The 16,415-nt window shown below is 62.8% G+C and carries 18 protein-coding genes; 4 read left to right on the top strand and 14 right to left on the bottom strand.

The window, feature by feature from the left end:
* From Q1B40_RS20625 to Q1B40_RS20610, 4 genes are read right to left on the bottom strand one after another with little or no spacing between them, the layout of a single operon-like run.
* Nucleotides 1-1,923 carry a VWA domain-containing protein gene (locus tag Q1B40_RS20625; protein ID WP_299818777.1) on the bottom strand — a complete coding sequence of 641 codons (1,923 nt, stop codon included), beginning with the start codon at nucleotides 1,921-1,923 and terminating at the stop codon, nucleotides 1-3.
* A gap of 14 nt (nucleotides 1,924-1,937) precedes the next feature.
* On the bottom strand, nucleotides 1,938-2,747 hold the full coding sequence (locus Q1B40_RS20620) for a CbbQ/NirQ/NorQ/GpvN family protein (protein WP_299818774.1): 810 nt from the start codon (nucleotides 2,745-2,747) through the stop codon (nucleotides 1,938-1,940).
* Complete coding sequence (locus tag Q1B40_RS20615; protein WP_299818771.1) at nucleotides 2,744-4,099, bottom strand: cbb3-type cytochrome c oxidase subunit I; 1,356 nt, start codon at nucleotides 4,097-4,099, stop codon at nucleotides 2,744-2,746. The genes Q1B40_RS20620 and Q1B40_RS20615 overlap by 4 nt, the downstream gene beginning before the upstream one ends.
* 12 nt (nucleotides 4,100-4,111) lie before the next feature.
* Entirely contained in the window at nucleotides 4,112-4,564 is a 453-nt protein-coding gene (locus Q1B40_RS20610) for a cytochrome c (protein WP_299818768.1), read from the bottom strand.
* A gap of 192 nt (nucleotides 4,565-4,756) precedes the next feature.
* Here Q1B40_RS20610 and Q1B40_RS20605 point away from each other — a divergent pair, with 192 nt between their 5' ends.
* Nucleotides 4,757-4,966, top strand: coding sequence for a DUF1858 domain-containing protein (locus Q1B40_RS20605; protein WP_299818765.1), 210 nt, complete (start codon nucleotides 4,757-4,759; stop codon nucleotides 4,964-4,966).
* 10 nt (nucleotides 4,967-4,976) lie between these two features.
* Here the strand turns inward: Q1B40_RS20605 and Q1B40_RS20600 are convergent, their stop codons facing one another.
* Nucleotides 4,977-5,672 (bottom strand): Crp/Fnr family transcriptional regulator, encoded by a 696-nt coding sequence (locus tag Q1B40_RS20600; protein WP_299818762.1) that lies wholly within the window; start codon nucleotides 5,670-5,672, stop codon nucleotides 4,977-4,979.
* Nucleotides 5,673-5,772: 100 nt separating this feature from the next.
* Between Q1B40_RS20600 and Q1B40_RS20595 the strand changes: the two genes are divergently transcribed.
* A complete protein-coding gene (locus tag Q1B40_RS20595) occupies nucleotides 5,773-6,204 on the top strand; it encodes a pseudoazurin (protein WP_299818759.1) in 432 nt (143 codons plus the stop codon).
* Nucleotides 6,205-6,299: 95 nt separating this feature from the next.
* Entirely contained in the window at nucleotides 6,300-7,481 is a 1,182-nt protein-coding gene (locus Q1B40_RS20590; RefSeq protein ID WP_299818756.1) for an NnrS family protein, read from the top strand.
* Here the strand turns inward: Q1B40_RS20590 and Q1B40_RS20585 are convergent.
* The 9 genes from Q1B40_RS20585 to Q1B40_RS20545 all read right to left on the bottom strand — a co-directional run bounded on the left by Q1B40_RS20585 (nucleotide 7,448) and on the right by Q1B40_RS20545 (nucleotide 15,588).
* Nucleotides 7,448-8,272 carry an SUMF1/EgtB/PvdO family nonheme iron enzyme gene (locus tag Q1B40_RS20585; RefSeq protein ID WP_299818753.1) on the bottom strand — a complete coding sequence of 275 codons (825 nt, stop codon included), beginning with the start codon at nucleotides 8,270-8,272 and terminating at the stop codon, nucleotides 7,448-7,450. The genes Q1B40_RS20590 and Q1B40_RS20585 overlap by 34 nt on opposite strands.
* Before the next feature lie 79 nt (nucleotides 8,273-8,351).
* A complete protein-coding gene (gene nirK, locus Q1B40_RS20580) occupies nucleotides 8,352-9,500 on the bottom strand; it encodes a copper-containing nitrite reductase (RefSeq protein WP_299818750.1) in 1,149 nt (382 codons plus the stop codon).
* Nucleotides 9,501-9,606: 106 nt separating this feature from the next.
* Entirely contained in the window at nucleotides 9,607-10,911 is a 1,305-nt protein-coding gene (chrA, locus tag Q1B40_RS20575) for a chromate efflux transporter (protein ID WP_299818747.1), read from the bottom strand.
* Entirely contained in the window at nucleotides 10,911-11,774 is an 864-nt protein-coding gene (locus tag Q1B40_RS20570; protein ID WP_299818744.1) for a sulfurtransferase/chromate resistance protein, read from the bottom strand. Before Q1B40_RS20570 ends, chrA begins: the two co-directional genes overlap by 1 nt.
* A 268-nt stretch (nucleotides 11,775-12,042) precedes the next feature.
* Nucleotides 12,043-12,528: a YHS domain-containing (seleno)protein gene (locus Q1B40_RS20565; protein ID WP_299818740.1), complete on the bottom strand. Its 486-nt coding sequence runs from the start codon at nucleotides 12,526-12,528 to the stop codon at nucleotides 12,043-12,045.
* Nucleotides 12,529-12,578: 50 nt separating this feature from the next.
* The gene (locus tag Q1B40_RS20560) at nucleotides 12,579-13,430 is read right to left on the bottom strand and encodes a cysteine hydrolase (protein ID WP_299818737.1); all 852 of its coding nucleotides are present in this window, start codon (nucleotides 13,428-13,430) and stop codon (nucleotides 12,579-12,581) included.
* Between the two features lie 176 nt (nucleotides 13,431-13,606).
* The gene (locus Q1B40_RS20555) at nucleotides 13,607-14,440 is read right to left on the bottom strand and encodes a sensor histidine kinase KdpD (protein ID WP_299818735.1); all 834 of its coding nucleotides are present in this window, start codon (nucleotides 14,438-14,440) and stop codon (nucleotides 13,607-13,609) included.
* 56 nt (nucleotides 14,441-14,496) lie between these two features.
* Nucleotides 14,497-14,961 (bottom strand): nuclear transport factor 2 family protein, encoded by a 465-nt coding sequence (locus tag Q1B40_RS20550; RefSeq protein WP_299818733.1) that lies wholly within the window; start codon nucleotides 14,959-14,961, stop codon nucleotides 14,497-14,499.
* 78 nt (nucleotides 14,962-15,039) lie between these two features.
* Nucleotides 15,040-15,588, bottom strand: coding sequence for a carboxymuconolactone decarboxylase family protein (locus Q1B40_RS20545; protein WP_299818730.1), 549 nt, complete (start codon nucleotides 15,586-15,588; stop codon nucleotides 15,040-15,042).
* 191 nt (nucleotides 15,589-15,779) lie between these two features.
* On the opposite strand from Q1B40_RS20545, the gene Q1B40_RS20540 reads away from it, so the two are divergent.
* A complete protein-coding gene (locus tag Q1B40_RS20540) occupies nucleotides 15,780-16,364 on the top strand; it encodes a TetR/AcrR family transcriptional regulator (protein WP_299818727.1) in 585 nt (194 codons plus the stop codon).
* Nucleotides 16,365-16,415 lie beyond the last annotated feature (51 nt).

Below are 16,415 nucleotides of genomic sequence, written 5' to 3'. Positions count from 1 at the left end.
TCAGGTCTCCTGTATCAGCGAACGATAGATGTCGGGAAGCGCGCGGGTCAGGCGGGCGGGATCGGGCAATAGGGTGAAACCGGCCCGGTTGAAGATCCGCGCGAACCAGTCCTGACCGTCGGCGTCGATGATGATGGCATGCACCGCCTGGCCCTGCATGCGCGCTTCGCGCACCGCCATGCGGCTGTCCTCGATCCCGTAGACGCCTTCATAATGATCGAGATCGTTGGGCTTGCCGTCGGTCAGCACCAGCAACAGCTTGCGGGTCGCGGTTTCCTTCGCCAGTTGTGCCGAGACATGACGAACCGCCGCGCCCAGCCGGGTGTAATGGCCGGGGCGCAGATTGCCGATGCGGGCCGTGACTGTTGTCGACATGGGCGCGTCGAATTGCTTGCAACGCGTCAGGAACACCCGATCGCGGCGCAGCGACGAGAAACCCCAGATGCCGAAACGATCCCCCGCCGCGTCGATGCCTCCAGCCAGCGCCACAAGCGCCTCGCGCGCCGTGTCGATCACCGAGCGCTCGCCGATGACCGCCTCCGTGGACCGCGAACAATCCATAAGCACAGCAACGCTGAGATCGCGTTCAGTGACCCGCAGGCTCTGATAAATCCTGTCGCTTCCGCTGCCCGTGGCACGCAGGGAAACCTGGGCGGCAATCAACGCATCGAGATCCAGTTCCGCGCCCTCGATCTGACGTGGGCGCAGGATGCGGCGCGGATGCAGGGTCTCGAACTGCCGGCGGACACGTGCGACCAGACGCGGATCGGCAACGATACCCTGCTCCGCGTCCGCACTGGCTTCGGCTTCCAGCACCCGGCAGTGGTCGGGCAGGTAGGCGCGGGCCCGGTGGTTCCATTCCGAGTAGGTGCTGTGATCCGACAGACGCTCGTGATCGGCGTCCTGCGGCGCAAGGTCCAGATGCAGCCGCAAACGGGTCGCGGCGCGCCTGTTGTTCTGCGACAGGGTGATGTGGTCCTGATCCTCGGCGGCTTTTTGGGCATTGTCCTGATCGTCATCGTCCACCGAGCGGTTGAGGTTCATGCTCTCCACCCAGCTCAGGATCGCCTCGAAACGGTGGATGATGAAGCTGTCCTTGCGATTGGCTTCCTCGCGGTCCTCGCGGATGCCAACTTTCCGCGTCGTCGTCGCCAGCCCCGGCGGGGCCGTTCCGGCCTCCGGATCGGCGGCCGCCTTGCCGGGCTCCGAACGCTCCAGCCGCAACCAGATCGGCACCGGTGCGGGCGGTGCATAGCCACGCGGCGCTTGCAGTGTACCGGCCTGGAACCGGCGCATAAGGTCACCGGCGGGCGCGCCGGGCAGCGTCGGGTCACCCAGATGCCAGCGGGTCAGGTCCTCGACCAGGGCCTCGGTGCTGCCGGTGGCGTGAGATATGCGCGTTTCCAGAAGATGGGCGCGCAACGCTTCATGAAGGCTCACCAGCCCCGGACAGGCTTCAAGCACTCGCGCCGTCACCGCCTGCATTGCCACCAGATGCTGCAGATCCTCCACAAGCGGATCGCTTGAAGGATCGGTTGCCGGCAGGGTCTCGCCGCAGGCCGCCATCGCGGCGAGCCACAGATAGGCGGCACGGTTGAGATCGGCCGCGGGAAACACATCCATCACCGGCGGCAGCCTCAGTCGTTCGCCATCGAAGCTGGCCAGATGCTCCAGTTGCCGCGTATCGCCGATGGTGCGCAACGTGCCGCGCCGATGGCGCGAGGCCGTGGCCGGCGCTGCGCCGATTTCAACACCGCCTGCTCCCCCAAGCGCTCGAAACAGCACCGCCAGACTGACGCGGACCGCCTCCAGAGGAACCGCACAGTCGCGGTACCCCTCGGTGGAAGCCATCCGGCTTGCCCAGTCGTGCCAGAGGTTGCCGACGGTTTCTTCCGGCTCCATCAGGTCCAGCGGTCTGATCATGACAGCCTCCCCTTCTACCCGTAGATCACGGCGATCAGGTCGCGCAGGGCCTGCTGCACATCCGCTTCGTCCGTCAGCGGCTCGATCACAGCCGCTTCCAGCGCCCGCTCGAGCGGCATGCCGCCGGCGATCAGCGTTGCCGCGTAAATCAGCAGGCGGGTCGAGATCCCCTCCTCGAGATCCATGCCTGACAGACCCCGCACATGGCCGGCAAGCCGCACCAGCGGTGCAACACGGCTTTCCTCCAGGCCACTCTCCCGCGTGACGACGGCGATTTCCGTGGCCGCATCCGGGAAGCCGAAGCCGATCGACAGGAACCGTTGCCGGGTGGAAGGTTTCAGACGCTTGAGAATATTCTGGTAGCCGGGGTTGTAGCTCGCCACCAACATGAAGCCCGGCGGTGCCGTCAGCTCCTCGCCGGTGCGGTCGATCAGCAGCCTGCGGCGGTTGTCGGTCAGCGGATGCAGCACCACGGTGACATCCTTGCGCGCCTCGACAACCTCGTCGAGATAGCAGATCGCCCCTTCCCGGACCGCCCGGGTCAGGGGCCCGTCGACCCAATCCGTCTCGCCGCCGCGCAGCAGGTAGCGGCCGATCAGGTCGGCCGCCGAAAGATCGTCGTGGCAGGCGACCGTATAGAGCGGGCGGCCGAGCCTGGCCGCCATATGCTCCACGAACCGCGTCTTGCCACAGCCGGTCGGCCCCTTCAGAAGAAGGGGCAGACCATTGGCGTGGGCCGTCTCGAAGACCGTGCATTCATTGCCGACAGGGCGATAAAACGGGACATCCTGCTGTCCTGCGATTTCCGTCATGTGCGCATTCATGCCCGCTCTCCCTCAGGAAGAGCATCGACCTTGCCAGGCTCGACAATCTCGCGCCGGATAACCAGCTGGCTGTAGATGAACAGCAGGGCTCCGAGCACAACCGCCACACCGGCACCGAAGCGCATGATGTAGAAGATTTCGAGCTGGTCCTGCACGTCCATGTAGTAGTCACCGACAACCCGCTGCATGTGGGTCTGGATGGTCCCGGCGAAGGTCAGCACGAAGGTCATGAAGGCCATGCCGCCGGTCATCAGCCAGAAGCTGGCCATGTTGAGCACCTGGTTGTAGGGCTCGCGGCCCCGCAGCATCGGCATTGCGTAGGTGAACATCGCCAGGTTCAGGGCGACATAGGCGCCATAGAAGGACAGATGCCCGTGCGCCGCCGTCACCTGCGTGCCGTGGGTGTAATAATTCACACCGTGCAGCGTGTGCAGGAAGCCCCAGACACCCGCCCCGAAGAAGGCGACGGTGGCAGATCCCAGCGACCACAACAGTGCGGCCTTGTTGGGATGATTGCGCCGGCCTTTCCAGACCATCAGGAAGGCGAAGCTCATCATGGCGAAGAACGGCACCACCTCGAAGGTCGAGAAGATCGAGCCCACCCACTGCCAGTAACCGGGCAGGCCGATCCAGTAAAAGTGGTGACCAGTCCCCAGGATGCCCGAGAACAGCGCCGTCGCGACGATGACATAGAGCCATTTCTCGATCACTTCGCGGTCGACGCCGGTGAGCTTCAACATCAGGAAGGCGAGGATCGAGGCCATCACCAGTTCCCAGGTGCCTTCCACCCAAAGGTGAACGATGAACCACCAGTACATCTTGTCGAGACTGAGGTTCGACGGATTGATGAAGGCGAAGATCCACAGCAGCGACAGCATCCACAGACCGGTCAGCAACACGTTGGTGATCGCGGTCTTGCGTCCGGCGAGCACGGTCAGCGAGATGTTGACCAGGAAGATCACCGCCGCCACCAGGATGCCGAACTTGACCCACAGCGGCTGCTCCAGGAATTCGCGCCCGCCGTGAATGCCGACGAGATAACTCGCCACGGCGCCCAGCGTGCCGACGACAAGGATGATCAGCTGCAGATAGGCCAGCTTGACCGAATAGAGCTCCCGTTCGCTTTCCTCCGGCACGAGATAATAAGCCGCCCCGAAGAACCCCAGCAGAAGCCAGACGATCAACGCGTTGGTATGGATCATGCGGATGATGTTGAACGGCAGAAGCTCGGACAACGTGTTGGGGGAAATGTAGATCCAGCCGGCCAACAGACCGCCGATGACCTGGATTCCGAACAGCCCCATGGCCGCCAGAAAGTAGGCATACGCCACTTTTTGCGATTGATATTTCATGAGTTCTCTCCCTCAGCCCGCGTCGTTCGGCGGCCAGTTCTGGGTGTCGGTCTGGTCGGCCCAGCGCAGGAATTCCGACAGTCCGCGCATCTCTTCCTCGTTGATGACGAAATGCGGCATCTGGCGGCGGCCTTCCACTCCGGAGGGCTGTGCCTGCATCCAGCCGTCGAGGATTTCATAGGCCGACTCGGGATCTTCCAGAACGCCCCAGCGGGTCATCACGTTGCCCAGCTCGGGCGCGAAATACGCGCCTTCACCATGCAGCGTGTGACAGTTGATGCAGCTGTGTCGCTCCCAGACTTCCTTGCCGAGCTTGACCTCTTCGCTCAGTGGCATGCCTGCGGTCGACGTCTTCACCACATAGCGGTGGCTGTGAATGGTCATGGCCACAAAAACGACTATGAAGAACAGCGATCCCCCATAAAAAACGTTCCTGGCCCGCGACTTAGTAAGGATCTCTGACATCGTGCCAAACCCGATCGTTGTTGCGGATTCAATCGGATTACCGCGATCCTAAACAGCCGATGTTGTTGCAGAACAAAGAAGGCGAAGAATTTGCGTGCAAAAAAGAGAACCACTCGCCGTCGGGAGTCGGGGTTCCTGACTGTCATCAACCGCACGCTTTGGGGCACTGCAGCATGCACGGGGTATCGTGTCATGAAACGAGCGAAGATCGACGATCCGGATCTGCCGCTGACTGTGTTGTTCAAGGACTGGCCGCAGACTGCTGCCGTCTTCATCCGGCACAGGATGCTTTGCTACGGATGCCCGATCGCACCGTTCCATACAGTCATCGATTCCTGCCGGGAATATGAGCTGGATGAACAGGCGTTTCGCGCCGAGCTTCGCGCCGCCGCGGGGCTGTGAGTGACGGGTCTTACCCGGCAACCCCGCTTAACAGGACCAGCTGATGCGGCTCGGTCACCACGATGTGCCGCCGCGTGCTCTCCACGATGCCCTGTTTCTGCCAGGCGCTCAGCACCCGGCTGACCGTGTGCAATGTCGTGCCGGTCATTTCCGAAATGTTCTGCCGCGTCACCGGAAAGGCGATTTCGATGCCGTTGTCGACTTTCCTGCCGGACTGGTTGACCATCCTGAGCAGCGCCGAGGCGAGCCGTTGTTCCACGGCCTGCGTCGCCAGTTCGGACAGCTGCGACTGGATATCCTGCATCCGGTCACCGACGACCTTGTAGGTCTCGGACGCAAACCCGTCGTACTTCGACGTGAACTCGTCCCAGAGCCGCATCGGCCACGACAGGGCCAGCGTTTCCGCGGCCGTCATGGCCGTTGCGGGATAGGTATCGCGCCCGAGCGCCGCCGCTATGCCGAACAGCTGTCCGGGAGCGATATGCATGGCAATGATGTGCTCGCCGCCCGGCGTTGTCTTCACCGCCCGGATATAGCCGTCGAGCAGCAAATAGAACCGCTCTGCGGGCATGCCCTCGGAAAACACCGCCACGCCCTCGTCGAACCGTTTCGAAACGGCCAGATCGAGTATCTCCCGGATCTGTCTCCGCTCCAGACGCCGGAAGGGCGGGACGCCTGCCAGCAGACTTTCGTCGATTTTATTCACGCGTCGTCCCGGAGTTTGTTGCAGCACAAAGTCTTTTCGCGCTGACTTAAGCATAACAGGGCCACAGAACATACACCGGAAACGAAGAAAGGGATTTCCGATGCTACGCAAAACACTCACGCTGGTGGCCGCACTCACACTGATAACGGGGGCTGCCTTCGCGGAAACCCATGAAGTCAAGATGCTCAACAAGGGCGAAGCCGGATCCATGGTGTTCGAACCCGATTATATCGCGGCAGCGCCCGGCGACACGGTCGTCTTCGTGTCCGTCGACAAGGGACACAATGCCGAAGGCATCAAGGGTATGCTTCCGGAGGGCGTCCCCGCTTTCAAGAGCAAGATGAGCAAGGATTTCTCGCTCGTTGTCGAGGCCGAAGGTCTCTACGGCATCAAATGCACGCCCCATTACGGCATGGGCATGGTCGCGCTGATCCAGGTCGGCGAAGCCACGAACCTCGAGGCCGCGAAGGCCGTCAAGCAGAAGGGCAAGTCGAAAAAGCGGTTTGAAGATATCTTCGCCAAGGTCAAGTAACCGCCGGAGATGTTGATCGAAAACAGGGGCGGTGCCGCAAACGGGCATCGCCCCTTTCTGTTGGAATGCAAGCCGAAAAGACCGGAGGCACTGCCATGACAGGTTCTAACCCCAAATCCTTCGCCGGACCGGCGCTGTTCAGCTACGGCTTCCGCCCCTTTTTCCTCGCCGCGTCGGTATTCGCCATCGCGGCGATTGTCGTCTGGATGCTGATCCTGGACGGAAGCGTCACGATTGCCGGCCCGTTCACGCCCACCGACTGGCATGTCCATGAAATGCTGTTCGGCTATGCGTCCGCCGTCATCGCGGGATTTCTGTTCACCGCGATCCCCAACTGGACGGGCCGGATGCCGAAACGGGGCTGGCCGCTGTTCCTGCTGGTGTCGCTGTGGATCGCCGGACGGTTCGCCTGCGCCGGTGTTTTCAAGCTCGGAGCCGTGGCGGTGATGGTGCTCGACACCGGGTTTCTGGCCGCGATCGTCGCGATGATCGTGGTGGAGATCGTCGCCGGACGCAACTGGCGCAACCTGATGGTCGTGGTGCCGGTGCTCATCCTGTTCGGAGCCAACATGCTGTTTCATGTCGAGGTGCTCACCCAGGGCAGCGCCGATACCGGCCGCCGGCTGGGCCTGGCGGTTATCATCTTCCTGATTACGCTGATCGGCGGCCGGATCATTCCCAGCTTCACCCGCAACTGGCTGGTCAAACGCGACCCCGCACATCTGCCCGCCCCCGCCAGCCGCTTCGATGCGCTCTGCCTGGTTGCGGGCTCCCTTGCCCTGCTGACATGGGTGTTTCATCCCGATGGCGGCGTGGCGGGAGGATTGCTGCTCATCGCCGCCGCGTTGCACGCCCTGCGCCTGAGCCGCTGGCAGGGCATGCGCACGGCCCCCTCGCCGTTGCTGCTGATGCTGCATGTCGCCTACGGCTTCGTGCCCCTCGGCCTTGCGGCGACTGCGGCCACGTCCTTCGGGCTGTTGCCCGCTGCCGTCGGCCTCCATCTGCTCGGCATCGGCGCCATCGGCGGCATGACCCTTGCGGTGATGATGCGCGCCTCGCTCGGACACACCGGCCACGCGCTTGTCGCCGGGCCGGTTCTGACGGCTGCCGTATCGATGGTTTTCCTGGCGGCGCTGATCCGGGTCTGTTTCCCGGATGTCTCCTTCGCCGGCATGAGCGGGCTCTGGATCGCCGCGCTGTTATGGGCCGCGGGCTTTTCGCTCTTCGCCCTGCGCATCGGCCCCTATCTGGCCCGCACCAACCGGAAGCCGACGTAGTCCGCCGGAAGACCGGCGGCACAACCGCCGACCTTCGGGTTGCGCACGAGATCGATAATGATCGCCCGGTGCTTGCCTTCCGCGATATGGGCGCCGCAATATTCCTGCTGCTTGACGGGCGAAACACCATCGGCCGTCAGATCCGTGTTGGCCACGCAGGTCGTGGTCCATTCCCAGACGTTGCCGGACATGTCGACCACCCCGTGGGAGTTCTCGCCGAAGGTTCCGCGCGGTTGCGGCTCCGGCTCGGTGTTGCCCCGCGCGGCGACATTGCGGGCATAGGCGGCGAGCCACCGCTGCGCCGGATCGTCCTCGTCTTCTGCGACGATCTCGTCCTCGAAAAATCGTTCCGCCGCCGCGCGTTGCCATTCCCGGTCATCGGGCAGGCGCCAGTGCTGACGGGTCTGGCGCGAGAACCAGGCCGCATAGGCCGTTGCGTCATACCAGTTGACCTCGGTCTGTGGCAGCTCCGCGCTCGTGGCGCTGCCCCCCAGAGAGACGATGGACGCCTGACAGGCGCCGTCGGCCACACAGGCGGCATATTCGGCGCGGCTCACCTGAAACTTCATGATCTCCAGAGGCGTGTCCGCAACCTGCGTTTCCAGCGGCGCGTCGACCAGCTTTCCGTAAAAGCGATACGCCCCGGCAGGCCGGTAGCTGAACTCTCCCGGTGCGATCACGACGGTTTCCGGCAAGTCCGTGATGGCGGGCCGGGTCAGCGTCCAGATGGTCACCGATGTGGCGGCTGCCATGACCGAAAGGGCCGCGCCGGCCAGAAGGAGGGATTTCATTTCAGTCCCCTTTCACATGAAAAAAGGGGCCGCCGCAAAAACGGCCGCCCCCAAGTTCCGAGATCGCGCCCGGCCGGTGTCACGGCAGCGCTGTCTTGCCCTCGAAAGCGCTGTCATATTCCGTGGGAGCGACCACCTGTTCCATCAGATCGTTGTCCCAGTTGCCTTCCACCAGCACATGCGCCGTGGCGCCGAGGTTCACCGCCTCGATCAGATTGTGGTTCACATAGGCATAGACGCCCGGCTGCAGGAACTCGTAAAGCGCCGCCCCGGCGGAACCGCCACGGATGAACCAGGTTTCCAGGTCCCGGTCGGGCGGGTTGTTGAACTTGCCCATTTCCCAGACCAGATCGCCGTGTCCGCCGATCAGGTGCGGGCGGGAATCCCGGTTGGCCTGGCTGTGCACGAACAGCACCCGTTCGCCCTGGGCGGCCTTCAGCGCGCCGTCGCCGGTCAGGGCGCCGACCTTGCCGTTGAACACCACATGGCTGGGGATCAGCCCGTTCATCACTTCAAGCGTATCGGAATAGCTGTCGCCGGCATCCTCGAACCGCTTGTAGTCGCCGTTCTCGTCCTTCGGGATATAGAAGTCGTTCTCGCCGATGTAGTAGACCCGGTCGTAAGTGACCGGCTTGCCGTTGTGATCGCTCAGCCCGTTGCGCGGCAGCACCATGATGGCGCCGGACATGCCGGAGACGACGTGCCAGGGGATCATCGGACCGCCCGGTGCGCAGTGATAGACAAAGGTGCCCGGCCGTGTCGCCTTGAAGCGCAGCGTGGTCTTTTCGCCCGGATTGACCAGCGTCAGCGACCCGCCGCCCAGCGCCCCGGTGGCGGCATGAAAATCGATATTGTGCTGCATCATGTTGTCGGCGCTGTTGAACAGCGTCAGTTCGACATAATCGCCTTCATGCACCACCATCAGCGGACCGGGAACCGAGCCGTTGAAGGTCATGGCCTGCAGATAGGCGTCATCGGCAACCTGCATTTCCTTCTCGACGATCTTCATTTCGAATTCGACGATCCGCGGCTCGGCGGGACCCACCTGGTCGTGCGCATGCACGAAAGGCGGCGCCAGCAGCTTGTGCTTGATGCGCTTGAGGGTGGACAGGTCGACGGGCGGCGCCATGGACGTGTCCATGATTTCCTCGCCCTGTGCGACCTTTACGATAAGCGGGCTCGCGGCAATGCCTGCGGCACCCATCAATGCAGCTCTACGCGTCAACATCGGTCTCTCCTTCCGATTTCAAATTCCGTCGAAAGGAGAGTTAGCAAGTCGGCCACCGCGCCACGTTGTTCCAGAACAACGTAGATGCATTACAGGCCGCTGCCCGTCAGACCTGCGACAGGCCGAGCCCCAGCAGCGCGCAGACCGTCAGCGTCAGCGGTATGCCCTTGTGCAGGCGCAGCACCAGCAGCCCCGCGACCAGCGTCAGCACCGGCACCCGCCAGTCCAGCGAGGTCACGTCCGGCAGCAGGGGCCGCAGCGGTCCGAAGTCCAGCCGGAAGACGTCGGAAAACGTGACCTGCAGGGCGAACCATATGGACAGGTTCAGGATAACTCCAACCACCGCCGCCGTGATCGCATCCAGCGCGCTTTTCAGTTTCGGCATGGCATGAAGCCGCTCGATATAGGGCGCACCGGCAAAGACCCACAGGAAGCACGGAACGAAGGTCGCCCACAGGGTCACTGCGGCCCCGGCCGCCCCCATGACAAGGTCCGGTGCGCCTGCCCCGTCGCGCGCTGCCGCCAGAAAGCCGACGAATTCGGTGACCAGGATCAGCGGACCCGGCGTTGTCTCGGCCAAGCCCAGCGCATCCGCCATTTCAGCCGCGCTCAGCCAGCCGAAGCCGCTGACCGCCTCCTGCGCCATATAGGCCAGCACGGCATAGGCCCCGCCGAAAGTGACCGTCGCCAGAACCGAGAAGAACCGGCCGATTTCGCCCAGCACCTGCCCGGGAAAGGCAAATTCCAGCAAGAGCAGCGGACACCACCACAGCGCCAGCCAGACCAGGATTGTCCGTACCGTGCCCCAATGGCTGACAGACGCCCCGCCCTGCGCAACCTCACCCGTCCCGCTCCCGCCACCCGAAACCAACCCAACCGCAGCGGCAGCCGCTATGACCAGCGGATAGGGTGCATCGAAGACAAACAGCGCCACGAAGGCCCCCGCCGCGATCCAATGGTGCAGAGGACGGGTGAGCGCCCGCCGGGAAATGCGCAGCAGCGCCTCGAGCACGATCACCAGAACCGCCGCCTTGACGCCCAGAAACAGCGCCTGAACCAGCGGCAGTGCCCCGAAGGTCACGTAAAGCGCGGCCAGCAGCAGCATCAGCGCCGCCCCCGGCAGCACGAACAGCAGCCCCGCCACAAGCCCGCCGACCGTGCCGTGCATCCGCCAGCCCGCATAGGTCGCGAGCTGCATGGCTTCCGGTCCGGGCAGAAGCATGCAGAACGACAGCGCGTTCAAAAAGGTCTGCTCTGACAGCCAGCGGCGGTCCTCGACCACCTCCCGGTGCATGAGCGCGATCTGCGCCGCGGGCCCGCCGAACGACAGCACCCCGATCCGCGCCCACACCCGTGTCGCAGCGGCAAGGGACGGCACGCCGTCCCCGTTCGCGGTCTCATTCGCCGTCATCAGGACCACGGCTCCGCTTTGGTGGCAGATGAGGAGGCCGGGGTGGAGGCTGAACCGGAAGAAGGTATCCAGTCGTGGCCTTCCTCGAACCCGTCCCGCGCCCAGCGATAGAGCGCGTCATAGACGGTCATGCCGGCGTCAAGCTGTTTCACATCGTCCGAATATTGCCGCGACAGACCGACCGAGACGGCCAGCAGGCCCGCCGCCTGGGGCGACAGATCATGCCGGTTGGTGTCGGCCGCGCGAATGACATCCGCCAGACGCTCCAGGGCCGCACTCTTGAGTTCGAACGTCTCCAGCATCGTATCGAAGGTGCAGCGGTCGCCGTGGTGCGAGAAATGAACGTTCTCGATGTCGAACGGTGTCGCGCCATAGCGGCTCGCCACGCCTTCCACCTCGACGGGGGACACGAACAGAAACCTTGCCTTTGGGTCGACAAACCGTCGGATCAGCCACGGGCAGGCGATGCGGTCGATTTTCGGACGGTGCCGTGTGACCCACAGCGTCGCGCCATCGACCGGCTCCGGAATAGATCCGGCGGGGATCCGCAGGGTTCCGGGCGTATCCCGCCAGGCATACATGCCGCCGGACAGATATTCCGCCCCAACCCCTTCCGTGCGCAACCAGGCGACCAGCCCCTGGCTGAGCTTGATCCCGCGCTGGCAGGTGATGACGCAAGCCCGGCCGTCCAACCGCTCGACAAGCCCGCGCTTGTCCGTATGCGGGTGCCGGAACGAGCCGGGGATGAAATACGGGTCTTCGTCGAAGTCCGGATCGATGGAAATATCGACAATAACCGGGCAGTCCGGCGTGCCGATCAGGCGTTGCAGATTGGAGATGGTGATTTCATTGGGGGCTGGCATTTTCGGCTCCTTGATCCTCAATCGAACACACTTGCCGCCGCCACCGGCGCCGAAACAAATGTCGCTCGCGAATCTTGAGCCTGAGCCTCACGGGGCGTTCGCAGGAACCCCATGGGGAAGGAGTAGCGTTGCGGTGCGGGGGTGTCAACTGAGGGGGATGGGGCTTCCCTGGGATGCGCGGGTCGCGTAACGCGGTATTTTGCAGGAAAGGATATAAGGTTCGACGAGCCTCAAATCTTTGAGGCTCGCCAATTTGACGGACAGTGGGTCAAAGCTCACTCACTGCCGTGGTACGAATTTCCGGCCATTTGGCAACGGCGCCAGCGATGACCTCGTCCTTCTGTTCCAGATACTTGTCGAAGATGACCTGGTTGACGAACAGGTAGAGCTTGCCGTCGACGATGTCGGCGAAACGGACATCGCCGTCGAGCTTCTTGCCAACAAAGACGCCGAAGGCGCAGAAGCCACCGAACTGCGGCAGATAGGCTTCCGGGTCGGCCTCGAACTGCTTCTGAGCCTTCTCGGATGCGAAGTAGTAATCGACGCCTTCATGTGCGGAGGTGAAGACAGCACTGCCGACGCCGGGCACTTCGCTTTCAAACATGGTGACCGGATCGATGCCATGCATGCCGAGCGGGTTGCCGGTCAGCGTCAGGCCGTTGTTGACGTTGAATTCATCGACGGCAAAGGCGGCGGTGGAGAGCGTCAGTGCGACAGCGGTCGCGATCGTGGTCAAGGCAAATTTCGTTTTCATCGGTGTGGTCCTTTTCATTTCAGGCTGTCAGTTGTTTCGCGTGGATGGATTCAGGCAGAGCGCGCGATGCGCTCGACCGCATCATCGGTCCACCAAACACCGTTGGCGACCATGCGGAAATTGATGATGGCGGCGAGATAGCCGTCACCTTCCGGTACCTTCGCTCCGGCGGTCGCATCGCGCACTACCGCGACCTCGTAACCGAGTTCGAGCAGGTCGTAGAGATGAGCCTGGGTGCACAGGTTGGCGGACATGCCGGCCAGGATGACCTTGTCGATGCCGCGCTTGCGCATCTGCAGATTGAGGTCGTTCTGTGCCGGACTGTAGACCTTGTGCGGCGAGCAAACGATGGTTGCGCCGTCCTCGATGTATTTCTTGTATTGCGGCATCCAGTCGGCGCCGGAACCTTCGAAATTCTCCAGCGAAAGCGGGCCGAGACGGTCGAACATGCCGATCGAGTGCATGGTCTTTTCCAGCGTGCCTTCGAACTGCCAGTCGTGATCGTGCGGATAGTAGTAGTGCGGCGAGATGAACACCGGCATGCCCGCCGCCTTGGCGGCAATGAACAGCCGTTCGATGTTGTCGACAGTGCCCTGTTCGGTCACGCTCTCACCGACAACGCCCCAGGTCACGCCATCCTCTGACAGAAAGTCGATCTGCGGGTCGGTGACGACCAGCGCGGTGCGCCCCGGAACGATGTCCATGTCGATCTGCGGCAAGCCGGGTTTTTCCGGATCGGCATAAAGAGCACGGGCCTCTTCCGTAGCAGCGGAAGCGGGGGCGAGCCCCGCAGCACCGGCGGCTGCCGCACCGGCCGCGCCGGCAAGCAGGCGGCGGCGGGCAAGATCAACGGTTTCCGGGGTGATCCCACAAGTGCAGTCATGGTCATGTCTGGTATTCATGTCGCTACTCCTTTCAGGTGTTGGGCCGCGCGGTTATGTCCACTTGGCCAGGTCGGCGGTCGCAAAACTCTTGCCGGGAGATACAGCTCTCCTGTTCGCGGAAGGCAGGCCGCCGCGCTGGTTGAGGAATTACGTCCGCTTTCCTTGGGGATCGGCGCCAGGACCGGCGCCGAAAGTCAGTGTTCGGACGGGGACGGGTGTGACGCCGCACCAGGCTGGACAACGGGAAGACGAACCGTCATCACGGCCCCGCCACGATCCGGATGGTTATGGGCCGACACCCGCCCGCCATGGCGTTCGGCGATCAGGCGCGTGATCCAGAGCCCCAGGCCGCTGGAGCCTTTGCCGCCGGCGGGTATTCCTGAGAGGCTGACGAAGGGGCGGAAGGCCCGCAACAGGTCCGCGGCCTTGAACCCCGAGCCTGCATCGCTTATCCGCACCTGAAGCCAACCCTCGTCCGCCGGGCCGGTCTCGCAGGTGATCGTGCCGCCCTCGGGGGAGTGCCTGACGGCATTGCCTATCAGATTGTCGAAAGCCTCGAACAGGAGCTCCTGATCGCCGCGCACAATCAGCGGATCGATGGCCAGGCAGCGGAAGGTGATCGATTTTCGGCGCGCGGCGGGCTGGTTGACGGCAAAGGCGAGTTGCAGGACCTCGACCAGATTGACGATTGCCATGGTGCCCGACAGCGGATCGCGTCCGTTTCGGGCGCGTTCCAGAACGGCACTGAGCATCAGCGACATCTGGCCGATGATCCGGTCGGCGCTTTCCGCCTTGCGCGCGATGCGCGGCACTGCACCGTCCTCAGCGCTGCGCGAGATATCCTCGACAAGGAGTGCCAGATTGGCAAGCGGACCCTTCAGGTCATGCGCCACTATCGAAAGGGCATTGCCGAAGGCATCCGTTGCGGCCTGGTCCCGTACCGATTCGTCCAGGTGCGGTTCGATCGCAAGCAGGGCCGTGATATCGGCCGGGCCGATGCCTTGAGGGGTAATCTGATCTGTATGCATGTCGAGGTCCTTTCTTGTAACGTCACCGCGGGCCGCACGACGACGCCGGCGGGGCTTTACAGACCGAGGTCCGAGAGGCCGGAGTGGTCCTGTGGGCGGGGGCCGGACGGCCAGTGGAACAGCCGATCCTCTTCGCCGATGGGCAGGTCATTGATGGAGGCGATGCGCAGGCGCATCAGTCCGTCCGATGAAAATTCCCAGTTCTCGTTGCCATAGGAGCGGAACCAGGCGCCCGTGGCGTCGTGCCATTCATAGGCAAAGCGCACGGCGATTCTGTTGTCGCGGAACGCCCAGAGTTCCTTGATCAGGCGGTAGTCCTGCTCGCGGGTCCACTTGGCGGTGAGGAAAGAGACGATCTCGGCACGTCCGGTGAGGAATTCCGAGCGATTCCGCCAGCGGCTGTCGGCCGTATAGGCAAGGGAAACCTGTTCGGGGTTTTGACCGTTCCAGGCATCTTCGGCCTTGCGAACCTTCTCAGCAGCAGTGTCGGCGTCAAAGGGAGGAAAGGGAGGGCGGGTCATGGGGCATGTCCTTTTTGGATGTCATACGGTCCGCGGAAGGTCCGAAGGGGACCGGCCTTCCGCGGCGCCTTGTCCGGCTCAGGCGGCTTTCGCGCTGACAACCGGGAAGTCGATCGGCGTTTCAAACGCCTCGTTGAGGTAGTTGGTCAGCGTGTTGAGGGCTACATGGGCGACGATCTCGACGACCTCGGCCTCGCTGTAGCCGGCCATCTTGACCTCTGCGACATCGGCCGCGGACACCTGGCCGCGCACGCGGACCAGCTTGACGGCAAAGCTGACGGCAGCCTCCGCCTTCGGATCGGAGGAGGAGCCGTTCCGGTTTGCGGCGATTTCGGCCTCGTCGAGTTTCGCCAGGTTCTTCGCCAGATAGGTATGGGCGGACAGGCAGTAGTTGCAGCCGTTGATCTGGGCGATCGCCAGGGCAATCCGCTCGCGTGTTTGCGGCGAGAGACTGCCTTTCGCGAGGGCGCCATTCAGGCCGAGATAACCTTCAAGCGCAGCCGGGCTGTTGGCAGTGAGGCGGAACAGGTTCGGAACCGAACCGAGCAAATTCTTGACGCCTTCCAGCAGCGGACGGGAGGCGGTGGGCGCTGCTTCGATGGAACCGGGCAGATGAATACGGGGCATTTCTTGTCTCCTGTTGGATCGGGTTAGACGTGGTCTGGCGTTTGTCTCGTTGCCAGATTTATATACAGACAGGTCTGTCTAATTGTCAACCATACGCACAGATCAGAAAAACGTGAACTTGAAAGTATCTGAAATTATTGTTAAATCAGAATCCGAATAGACAGAACTGTCTGACCAATGGAGTAGAAGAATTGAAGTCACGTCGGGACGATCTCATTGATACGGCCCTCCGGCTGTTCTACAAGGGCGGCTTCAATGCCACGGGCATCGACACGATCCTCGCTGAGGCAGGCGTCGCCAAGATGACCCTCTATAAGCACTTTCCGTCCAAGGACGACCTGATCCTGGCGGTGCTGGAACGCCGGGACGAACAGTTCCGCGCCTGGCTGGTGGCTGAAATGGAAAAGTCCGGCGCTGACGCCCGCGGACAACTGCTGGCCATGTTCGACGCGCTTGAATGCTGGTTCAACGGCAAGGCCTTCAAGCGGCTAGGCTTCTACGGTTGCGCCTTCATAAACGCCGCAAGCGAGTTCGGAGATCTCAAGCATCCGGCCCACCAGTTGGCCGCTTTGCACAAACAGCGCATCGTCGACTATCTTGAGGGTCTGTGTGAGGAGGCCGGTGCTGATGATCCTCATGATCTCGCGGAAAAACTGGCTGTTCTGAAGGAAGGTGCCATCGCCACCGCCCATGTTCGCGGCATGCCGGAGGCTGCCAAAATCGCAAAAGCCACCGCGGCGATGCTGATTGATGCTCGATGTGTGAAAGCGTCCTGATAACCAGTGTCGGCTGAATCGGAGAGACCTCGAAGTCCAATCTTCGCGCGA

Origin of the sequence: uncultured Roseibium sp. (genome assembly GCF_947496995.1) — a bacterium.
Classification (GTDB): Bacteria; Pseudomonadota; Alphaproteobacteria; order Rhizobiales; family Stappiaceae; genus Roseibium.
The sequence above is the reverse complement of the archived record's forward strand: the minus strand, read 5'-3'. Positions and strand labels throughout refer to the sequence as shown.

Excerpts from the sequence above, each read along its gene's own strand:
- Q1B40_RS20570 (WP_299818744.1), bottom strand. The coding sequence starts at position 11,774 with ATGCCAGCCCCCAATGAAATCACCATCTCCAATCTGCAACGCCTGATC.
- Q1B40_RS20560 (WP_299818737.1), bottom strand. The coding sequence starts at position 13,430 with ATGAATACCAGACATGACCATGACTGCACTTGTGGGATCACCCCGGAA.
- Q1B40_RS20565 (WP_299818740.1), bottom strand. The coding sequence starts at position 12,528 with ATGAAAACGAAATTTGCCTTGACCACGATCGCGACCGCTGTCGCACTG.
- nirK (WP_299818750.1), bottom strand. The coding sequence starts at position 9,500 with ATGTTGACGCGTAGAGCTGCATTGATGGGTGCCGCAGGCATTGCCGCG.
- Q1B40_RS20545 (WP_299818730.1), bottom strand. The coding sequence starts at position 15,588 with ATGCCCCGTATTCATCTGCCCGGTTCCATCGAAGCAGCGCCCACCGCC.
- Q1B40_RS20625 (WP_299818777.1), bottom strand. The coding sequence starts at position 1,923 with ATGATCAGACCGCTGGACCTGATGGAGCCGGAAGAAACCGTCGGCAAC.
- Q1B40_RS20615 (WP_299818771.1), bottom strand. The coding sequence starts at position 4,099 with ATGAAATATCAATCGCAAAAAGTGGCGTATGCCTACTTTCTGGCGGCC.
- chrA (WP_299818747.1), bottom strand. The coding sequence starts at position 10,911 with ATGACGGCGAATGAGACCGCGAACGGGGACGGCGTGCCGTCCCTTGCC.
- Q1B40_RS20550 (WP_299818733.1), bottom strand. The coding sequence starts at position 14,961 with ATGACCCGCCCTCCCTTTCCTCCCTTTGACGCCGACACTGCTGCTGAG.
- Q1B40_RS20555 (WP_299818735.1), bottom strand. The coding sequence starts at position 14,440 with ATGCATACAGATCAGATTACCCCTCAAGGCATCGGCCCGGCCGATATC.
- Q1B40_RS20620 (WP_299818774.1), bottom strand. The coding sequence starts at position 2,747 with ATGAATGCGCACATGACGGAAATCGCAGGACAGCAGGATGTCCCGTTT.
- Q1B40_RS20610 (WP_299818768.1), bottom strand. The coding sequence starts at position 4,564 with ATGTCAGAGATCCTTACTAAGTCGCGGGCCAGGAACGTTTTTTATGGG.
- Q1B40_RS20605 (WP_299818765.1), top strand. The coding sequence starts at position 4,757 with ATGAAACGAGCGAAGATCGACGATCCGGATCTGCCGCTGACTGTGTTG.
- Q1B40_RS20585 (WP_299818753.1), bottom strand. The coding sequence starts at position 8,272 with ATGAAATCCCTCCTTCTGGCCGGCGCGGCCCTTTCGGTCATGGCAGCC.
- Q1B40_RS20595 (WP_299818759.1), top strand. The coding sequence starts at position 5,773 with ATGCTACGCAAAACACTCACGCTGGTGGCCGCACTCACACTGATAACG.
- Q1B40_RS20590 (WP_299818756.1), top strand. The coding sequence starts at position 6,300 with ATGACAGGTTCTAACCCCAAATCCTTCGCCGGACCGGCGCTGTTCAGC.